This window comes from Longimicrobiaceae bacterium (genome assembly GCA_035696245.1).
GTDB lineage: Bacteria > Gemmatimonadota > Gemmatimonadetes > Longimicrobiales > Longimicrobiaceae > DASRQW01.
Window position 1 is genome coordinate 1 of record DASRQW010000551.1, and the last position, 7,982, is coordinate 7,982.

Sequence of the window (7,982 nt, forward strand, 5' to 3'; positions counted from 1 at the left end):
CCCACTATCACTTCCAGAGCGGCCGCGACCGGCGTCTCTGGCCGCACGGACTGGCGGACGTCTTCCCGTATGCGCCGACCACGCTGTCGCTCGGAGCGATCAGCCGCCGGCTAAACGACCTGCGCCATCTCCGGAACCGCATCTTCCACCACGAGCCGGTGTGGCGGCGTGCGAACCTGGCGGCGGATCGCGACGACATCATCGAGTTGCTGGAGTGGATGAGCCCAGAGGTCGCTCGCGTGATCCGCGGAACCGAGAGGCTGACCGAGGTGATCTCGCCGGACTTCAGACGACGGTTGCGGGTGCGGATCTATCGCGAGTGCCGCCGCTGAGGGGAGCTACGCCTCCGACGGCGGCGCCGGTGCACTGCCGGTGCGTTCGAGGAGGGCGACGAGCTTGGTCTCGAGAGCTTCCATGCGGGTCATCAGCTCGTCATGGCGCTGGTCGGCCTCGGTGGGCTGCTTGATGAGGAAGCTGATGGTGCCGCCCACCTCCAGGCGCGAGCAGGCCACGGTGGAGAGGTCTTCGATGCCCTGGCGGCGCGCGGCGGCGTGGATCTCGGCCTTGGTGATCAGGTTCTTCTCCAGCGCGTGCTCGATGAACGCGCCGTTCTCGATCAGCTTCTCGGGGCTGCCTTCGATCAGCTCGTCCAGCTTGGGATGGCGGTACAGGAAGCGGACGACGAGGTAGTTGGCGAGCAGCAGCGTGATGGCCCCGATCATCCCGCCCAGCAGCGAGTTGTCGTTCCCGATTATTGCGTTCTGCACCGCGTTGGACAGGAGCAGCAGCACCACCAGGTCGAACGGGTTGAGCTGCCCCAGCTCGCGCTTTCCTGCCAGCTGCAGGACGGCGAGCAGGAAGACGTAGACGGCCAGCGTGCGGATGATCTTCTCCCCCACCGGGATGCCCACGGCGAAGAGGTCGTTCCAGATGGCGTGCATGGGCTGGGATGCGGGGGAGGGGGAGCGCGGTGATTGCCCCGCAAGCTGATGTGATTTCAGCCGATGCGCAACGCCGCCCGATCGAGCGGCGGAAGCTGCGTCGCGCGCGCCGGTGGTACGGACGCGCGTATCGCGAGCGGCGAGGGTGAGGTGCGGTGGAGGGAACGCCCTACTTCTTCTTGCGGTTCTTCTTTCGCGACTGCTTGGCAGCCTTCTGGCGGGCTTTCGCCTTGGCGTCCGCATCGGCGGGGGCGCGGCGGGCAAGCTGTGGGGCGTGCGGCGCGTCTGGCGCGAAGTAGCTGCCGGGGGTGGGCGGGGTGAGTCGCTCTGACAGCATCCCCAGGTCCACCTGCACGTCTTCCCAGTCGCCGTGGACGGCCAGGTCCACGGCGCCCGCGGCGTACGCTTCTTCCATCAGCGGCACGGCAGCCGTCTCGTTCAGCTCGACGAGATACGCAATGAGATAGGCGTTGAGCGTGCGGTCCTGATGCGGCCAGTCGCGCAGTTGCTGGGTGAGCAGCGCGGCAGCCTGGTCGCGCCGGTCCGGGTACTCGTGGCCGATCTCGGTCAGGATTCGGGCGGCGGCCTCGCGCAGGCGCTCGTCCGCATCCTCGTCGAACAGCAGGTCGGTGGCGCTGGGGATCGCCGGGGGGCCGATCATGCCCAGCGCGGCCGGCACCTCTTCCAGAACCCACGGGTTGTCGGCCTCGCGAACGAGCAGCGCGAGGAGCGGACCGGCGGCGTCCGCGGCTTCCATCTGCCCCAGCGCGCGCCAGGCGTGCACCGGCGCCCACACCTCAGGCGTGCGCTCGGCCGCTGCGTGGAGCGCGGGGTCGGCGGCCATCTGGATGAGCAGCGGGACGTGGCGGTTCTCCAGCCCCAGGTTGCGGTAGTCCGGCCAGGTGCGGCGGTGCGCCGGCTCCTTGCCCAGCCGCAGCAGCCGGTCCAGCGGAGGTGGATAGACGAAGCTCATCGCGTCAGCAGCGGAAGATCGGGAAACGACGACGGTCGGGAGCGGCACAAGCTCGCGTGCGAGTGCCTGGGCCGCAACAGGATAGACGGGCAGAAGGCCGGCAGGCGGTCGCGGCGGCGCATGGCGGTTGAAACCGCGGCAACGACTGCGCAAAGTCCGCCTTCGCGGACTGACCCCGGCGGCGTCCTCGCGTGGCGTACGTTCCCGGAGCACGTGGCGAGATCGGCAGGAGCTGAGCCGCGACCACCGTGCGCTCGATCGACCCACGTTGCGGCTGCGCCAACGGCCTTGTCCTGCCGAGGAGGACTCGCCTACTCGCTCACCACGGGGTGGATGTGGTCGCCGTCGGTGTCGATGGCGCGCTCGACCCACAGGACCTCGATGATGGTCCAGAAGAGCAGCACCAGCGGGATCGCGAGCACCACGCCCAGGAAACCGAAGAGGCTGCCGAAGAGGAGCAGCGCGAAGATGGTCACCAGCGGGTGCACGTCGGCCGCCTTCGACATGGCCCACGGGATGATGATGTGGTTCTCGAACTGCTGCACGCCGATGGCGGCCACGGCGGTCCACATCCCCTTCGTGGGGCTGTCCAGGAACGCGACCGACGTGGCGACCAGCCCGCCGATCCACGGGCCGGCCAGCGGGATGAACTCGGCGATCCCGCTGATCACGCCCAGCAGCAGGGCGTTGGGCACGCCGATGATCCAGAACAGGATGCAGCTCAGCGCCCCCACGCACGCCATCCCGATTAGCGTGCCTTTCAGCCAGCCCAGGATGCGGCCCGCGAGCAATTCCAGGATGCGGCGCACGGCGGGGCGGAGGTCGCGCGGTGCCACGCGCATCACCCCGTCCAGCAGGTTGCGGTTGGGGTTGGCGACCGCGAAGAGCCCGCCGAAGAGGATGAAGACGGGGATGGCGAGAAGCTCCACCAGCCCGCGGGCCTTGCCCAGGATGCTCTTGCCCGCCGAGCCGTGCAGCAGGTTGTCCTGCACGGCCGACAGCGTCTCCGGGCTGATCAGGTTCACGTTCAGGCCCGTGGTCTCGCGCAGCCAGCCTTCCCAGCCGTGCAGCCGCGTCTCCATCATGGGCGCCTGGCCGGCCAGGCTGCGCACTTGCCCGATGAGCGCGCCGATGCCGAACGTGAGCGCCGCCCCGATGCAGGCGAAGATGAAGAGGCCCACGGCCGCCGTCATCCACTTGCGCTTGGCGGGCAGGCGGCGGATGAGCGCGTTGAGCGCCACGGCCAGGATCGCGGTAGCGTACAGCAGCAGCAGGACGTGCGAGATCTCCGCGAAGAAGCGGTAGAAGAACGCGAACAGGAAGAAGAGGCCCACCGCCTTGTACAGGTGCTCCGGCCGCAGCGGCACGGGGCCGAAGGGCTCCCGGCGCGCCGCCACCGCGGCGGGCGGCACGCTCGACGTCTCCTCGGGGCGGGGCTGGTCCGGCATGGCATCTCGTCCGCTGGGGAATTCCGCAGTGCGCCGCGGCTGCGGCCCGTGCCGGAAAGGCAAGGTCCGCACCAGTGCCCCACCCCGGCGTTGCGCGGAAGCGCAAGGCACGCGAAAAGCGGGACCCGCCGCGCATCCCGGCAGGTCCCGCTCTCGTCGTCCGCTCCGCATCTCCCGAACACCGACGCCAAACGCCGCCGTCCATCTCCCGAACCGGTGGACGATGCCGATCCGCCGATGTCCATCCACCGAAAGCAGCGCGAATCTGCCGCGCGCCGCCAGCACTCACCCGGCGCGGCGTTGGTCCAGGAGGCGAGCCACCTCCGCGGCGACGAGGCGCGGGTTCACCGGCTTGGAGAGCACCGCGTCCGCCCCCGCCTCGCGCGCCATGCGGGCCAGGTCGCCCACCACCGATGCGGTGAAGAGCAGCACGGGCACGCCGCTGGTGACCGGGTCCGCGCGCAGGGCGCGGCACACCTGGAAGCCATCCATGCGCGGCATGGCCACGTCCAGCAGCACCAGATCCGGCGGGTCGTCGCGGGCCAGGCTGAGGCCCGCGGCGCCGTCGGGCGCCTCGCGCACCGTGTAGCCCAGGTGCTCCAGCATGGCGCGCTGGATGCGGCGCTCGTCGGGCTGGTCGTCGATCACCAGCACCGTTGGCGGTGTGTGCTGCACGCGAGAGCCTCCGCGCCGTGGGTGGAGCGCGGCGGCGCGGGGCCGCCGCTAGTCGTCGTCCTCGTCGTCGTCGTCGTCGGGCGACTCGTAGCCCGCGCCCTCTTCCTCGATGAGGTCGGTGAGCTGGGCGCCCCAGGCGCTCTCCAGCAGGCGCTTGACCCGCGGGAAGCGCGCCATGATCTCGGCCATCTCGGGCGTCACGAACAGCTCCGTCACGTCCGAGCGCTTGTAGTTGGCGCCCTCGTCGTCTTCCAGGAAGCCCTTCAGCTCGTCGATCAGGTCCTTCAGGTCGTTCACCAGCTCGCTGGGGAAGTGGCCCTCGTCCAGCGCCACCGCGCTCTCCACCCAGTCGTGTACCTGCGAGACCAGCGAGTCGAATCGCTCTTCCGCGCGTGCGTTGCTCATCCCGGTCGCTCTCCTGACAGTTTTGCCCAAATGGCGGCGGCGGGGTGGTCCCGCCACGCGTGAACAGCCGCCTTCCAACCGGAGCGGGCGGGTGTCGAGACACACACATACAGGGTGCGGCGCGGCTCGGCAAGGCTTTGGGCAGTGATTCGAGAGCGGCGGCTGGGCTTCGTCTCGGCGGGCCGCTCCGGAGCCCGGTGGCGATACTGCCTGCCACCGGTCTCCTGCGCGGGATCGGGGAGCCTCCTCCTCCGGCGGGCGATACTGCCTGCCCGCCTGCGTCCGGGGTCTCCCCGCCCCGGAGCGAGCCTCGCGCATCGCAATCGCGGGCATCACGCCGCGCGAGTCTCGCTCCGCACCTCTTCACATGGATACTGCGGAACGGCAACAGCCTGCCGCCGCTGAATCCCGGCGCACCCAAGCGTCGTCTCTAGCGAGACGCCTGGTACGCATCCTCCGTCACCGCATCGCCCTGCACATCCTCCGTCGCCGATCCGAACGGCGCGACCTCCTTACCGCCGCAGACTCTCTCGCTCAAACCCAGCGTGCCGATCTCTCCTCGCGAAAATTTCCGTGCATCCACCAGCTGTCGCGCCCTTCATCCACGTCGATCAATCGCGATCAGCCGAAGCGGCTCAACCGGTGTCGGACGGCGCTCTTCACGAACGGGCGGAAAAGGACTAGATTCCTTGCCTCATCCCGCACTGCCCACTCGTCCGTCTTCGCACGACTTTCCGCGTATCCATCGGCCGGACGAATCCGCTTCCCACGGAGAGGCGTCCTTCAACGGTAGACCCCCGCGAGCCTCGCGGCGTTGGCCGCACATCATCTCCCGAGGTGTTCGTTTTTGGGACGGGCATTCCCACCATCGGGCAGCGGATCCCGCCCGGCTCTGCCGACGTCTCTCGCAAGTATCTTCCCTGAAACAACTTGCGAATCGGCGCGAACGGGCACGGTCCTTCCTTTAGAGCAGGCCCGCGGCGGACGATGGCACCGCCGCAGGGACCGCACTCACCGGAAGCACCGAACATGAGCAGCTTGCTCGCGGACATGGCCGCGATGACCGGCATCTGGATGGGCGGAGCGGCGCTGATGGCCGCCAGCGTGGCGCTGAAGCAGAGCTTCGGCGTCACGGCCCGCCCGCACGGAGCACCCGCCCGCGCCCGCTCCGCCTTCCGCACGCACCGCGCCTTCGCGGCGCACACCTGACCCGCGGCGCGCCGGCTGTCCCGGCCCGCCGCCCCCAGCAGACGACATCGGGAGATTCACCGTGGACGTTCCCCGCCAGAAGGTCAGATCCAGGAAGCGATGGGTGTTCGGCGGGGCCGGCATCCTCGCCCTCGTGCTCTCCGCCGTGGGCCTCAGCCGGCTCGAGCCCGCCGCGCCCACCGTGGAGAAGGGTCCGCTGTGGACCGACACCGTGCGCCGCGGCGACATGGTGCGCCAGGTCAAGGGCCCCGGCACCCTGGTGGCCGAGGAGATCCACTGGATCCCGGCGGTCACGCCCGGCCGCATCGAGCGCAAGCTGGTGGAGCCCGGCAGCACGGTGGCCGAGGGCACCATCATCGTGGAGCTGAGCAACCCGGACGCGGAGCGCCAGGAGCTGGAGGCGCGCCGCCAGCTCACCGCCTCCGAGGCGGAGCTGGCCAACCTGCGCAGCACGCTGGAGAACCAGCGCCTCACGCAGGAGGGCACCGTCGCCACCGTCACGTCGGAGTTCCGCGAGGCCACCCGCCAGGTGCGCACCACCGAGGCGCTGGCGCGGCAGAACATGGCGGCGCCGCAGGAGTTGGAGAAGGCCCGCGACCGCGTGGGCGAGCTGCAGACGCGGCTGGACGTGGAGCGCAAGCGCCTGGGCTTCATGACCACCAGCATGCGCACGCAGATATCCGCCCAGCAGGCGCAGGTGGCGATGCTGCGGAGCCTGGCGGCCTTCCAGCTCAGGCAGATGGACGCCATGCACGTGCGGGCCGGCACCGCCGGCGTGCTCCAGGAGCTGCCGGTGGAGATGGGCCAGTGGGTCAACTCCGGCGCCACGCTCGCCAAGGTGGTGCAGCCCGGCCGGCTCAAGGCGGTGCTGCGCATTCCCGAGACGCAGGCCAAGGACGTGGCGGTGGGCCAGCCCGCCAGCATCGACACGCGCAACGGCATCGTGAAGGGCCACGTGGTGCGCATCGACCCGTCGGTGCAGAACGGCACCGTGACGGTGGACGTGGCGCTGGAAGGCGCGCTGCCGCAGGGCGCCCGCCCCGACCTGTCGGTAGACGGCACGGTGGACATCGAGCGGCTGCACGACGTGCTGTACGTGGGCCGCCCCGCCTACGGCCAGCCGGAAAGCGTGGTCGGCCTCTTCAAGCTCTCGCCGAGCGGCGACGAGGCCACGCGCACCAACGTGCGGCTGGGGCGCGGCTCCGCCAGCACCATCGAGGTCACGGCCGGCCTCAAGCAGGGCGACATCGTGATCATCTCGGACATGTCGAACTGGGACTCGGCCAACCGGCTGCGCCTGAAGTGAACCCCACGCATCGCGCGACCTCCACCCATCCACAGATAAAGGACGGACCGATGGACAGCCCAGGCCAGCCCCTGATCCACCTGGACGGCGTAAGCAAGGTGTTCCTGACCGAAGAGGTGGAGACGCACGCGCTGAACAACGTGCACCTGGAGATCATGCCCGGCGAGTACCTGGCGATCGCCGGCCCCTCCGGCGGCGGCAAGACGACGCTGCTCTCCATCCTGGGCCTGCTGGACTCGCCGACGGCGGGCACGTACCGGCTGAACGGCAAGCCCGTGTCCGGCCTCAGCGCCAGCGAGCGGGCGCAGATCCGCAACCGCGAGATCGGGTTCATCTTCCAGGCCTTCAACCTGATCGGCGACCTCACGGTGTACGAGAACGTGGAGCTTCCGCTCACGTACCGCGGCATGAGCGCCACCGAGCGGCGCGAGCGGGTGCACGCGGCGCTGGAGCGGGTGGGGATGAGCCACCGGGTGAACCACTACCCCAGCCAGCTCTCCGGTGGCCAGCAGCAGCGCGTGGCCGTGGCGCGCGCCATCGCCGGCAAGCCGCTGATCCTGCTGGCCGACGAGCCCACGGGCAACCTGGACTCGACCAACGGCGAGGCGGTGATGGGGCTGCTGCAGGAGCTTCACCGCGAGGGCGCCACCATCTGCATGGTGACGCACGACCCGCGCTACGCCGAGCACGCGCAGCGCAGCGTGCACCTCTTCGACGGCCAGATCCTGCGCGACGAGCGCAGCGAAGCCGCCCACGAGCTGGAGCGTAGCGGCTTCGAAGTCGTCTGACCCCCGTCGCTCCTACCCGTGCGGAGACGGTTCCACTCGTAGGAGTTCGATTCATCGCATCCTCCCTCTCCGCAGCGAAGACGGTCGAGTTCGGCGGGAGTCCCTGCGACGGCCGTACCAACCTCGGACGTCGACGTGTCGGACGTGAGATGTCTGGAGATGCAGAACGGGGCCGTCCCAGCCGGGGCGGCTCCGTTTTTCTTTGCTTGCAGATTCGGGTGCCGGAGGATGGTCGCC

General features: G+C 69.7%; 9 protein-coding genes. 4 read left to right on the forward strand and 5 right to left on the reverse strand.

Annotated features, from left to right (window positions below; translation table 11 throughout):
• Positions 1-332: hypothetical protein (locus VFE05_24455; GenBank protein HET6233251.1), on the forward strand; the 332-nt coding region annotated here is incomplete at its 5' end.
• A 6-nt stretch (positions 333-338) separates the two neighbouring features.
• On the opposite strand, the gene VFE05_24460 is transcribed toward VFE05_24455, so the two are convergent.
• The 5 genes from VFE05_24460 to VFE05_24480 form a co-directional block, all read right to left on the reverse strand.
• A complete protein-coding gene (locus VFE05_24460; GenBank protein ID HET6233252.1) occupies positions 339-941 on the reverse strand; it encodes a YetF domain-containing protein in 603 nt (200 codons plus the stop codon).
• Between the two features lie 169 nt (positions 942-1,110).
• A complete protein-coding gene (locus tag VFE05_24465) occupies positions 1,111-1,914 on the reverse strand; it encodes a HEAT repeat domain-containing protein (protein ID HET6233253.1) in 804 nt (267 codons plus the stop codon).
• A 311-nt stretch (positions 1,915-2,225) separates the two neighbouring features.
• Complete coding sequence (locus VFE05_24470) at positions 2,226-3,362, reverse strand: AI-2E family transporter (GenBank protein ID HET6233254.1); 1,137 nt, start codon at positions 3,360-3,362, stop codon at positions 2,226-2,228.
• A 285-nt stretch (positions 3,363-3,647) separates the two neighbouring features.
• Positions 3,648-4,037: a response regulator gene (locus VFE05_24475; GenBank protein ID HET6233255.1), complete on the reverse strand. Its 390-nt coding sequence runs from the start codon at positions 4,035-4,037 to the stop codon at positions 3,648-3,650.
• Between the two features lie 48 nt (positions 4,038-4,085).
• Positions 4,086-4,442, reverse strand: a complete 357-nt coding sequence (locus VFE05_24480; GenBank protein HET6233256.1) for a hypothetical protein — start codon at positions 4,440-4,442, stop codon at positions 4,086-4,088.
• 1,029 nt (positions 4,443-5,471) lie between these two features.
• Here VFE05_24480 and VFE05_24485 point away from each other — a divergent pair.
• The 3 genes from VFE05_24485 (at position 5,472) to VFE05_24495 (ending at position 7,745) form a co-directional block, all read left to right on the forward strand.
• The gene (locus tag VFE05_24485; GenBank protein ID HET6233257.1) at positions 5,472-5,651 is read left to right on the forward strand and encodes a hypothetical protein; all 180 of its coding nucleotides are present in this window, start codon (positions 5,472-5,474) and stop codon (positions 5,649-5,651) included.
• Between the two features lie 103 nt (positions 5,652-5,754).
• Positions 5,755-6,957 (forward strand): HlyD family efflux transporter periplasmic adaptor subunit, encoded by a 1,203-nt coding sequence (locus VFE05_24490; GenBank protein ID HET6233258.1) that lies wholly within the window; start codon positions 5,755-5,757, stop codon positions 6,955-6,957.
• 50 nt (positions 6,958-7,007) lie between these two features.
• Positions 7,008-7,745: an ABC transporter ATP-binding protein gene (locus VFE05_24495; GenBank protein ID HET6233259.1), complete on the forward strand. Its 738-nt coding sequence runs from the start codon at positions 7,008-7,010 to the stop codon at positions 7,743-7,745.
• Positions 7,746-7,982: the final 237 nt, after the last annotated feature.

Bases quoted from the DNA above. Each gene is read 5' to 3' on its own strand.
- VFE05_24460 (HET6233252.1), bottom strand. From the start codon at position 941: ATGCACGCCATCTGGAACGACCTCTTCGCCGTGGGCATCCCGGTGGGG.
- VFE05_24465 (HET6233253.1), bottom strand. From the start codon at position 1,914: ATGAGCTTCGTCTATCCACCTCCGCTGGACCGGCTGCTGCGGCTGGGC.
- VFE05_24470 (HET6233254.1), bottom strand. From the start codon at position 3,362: ATGCCGGACCAGCCCCGCCCCGAGGAGACGTCGAGCGTGCCGCCCGCC.
- VFE05_24480 (HET6233256.1), bottom strand. From the start codon at position 4,442: ATGAGCAACGCACGCGCGGAAGAGCGATTCGACTCGCTGGTCTCGCAG.
- VFE05_24485 (HET6233257.1), top strand. From the start codon at position 5,472: ATGAGCAGCTTGCTCGCGGACATGGCCGCGATGACCGGCATCTGGATG.
- VFE05_24495 (HET6233259.1), top strand. From the start codon at position 7,008: ATGGACAGCCCAGGCCAGCCCCTGATCCACCTGGACGGCGTAAGCAAG.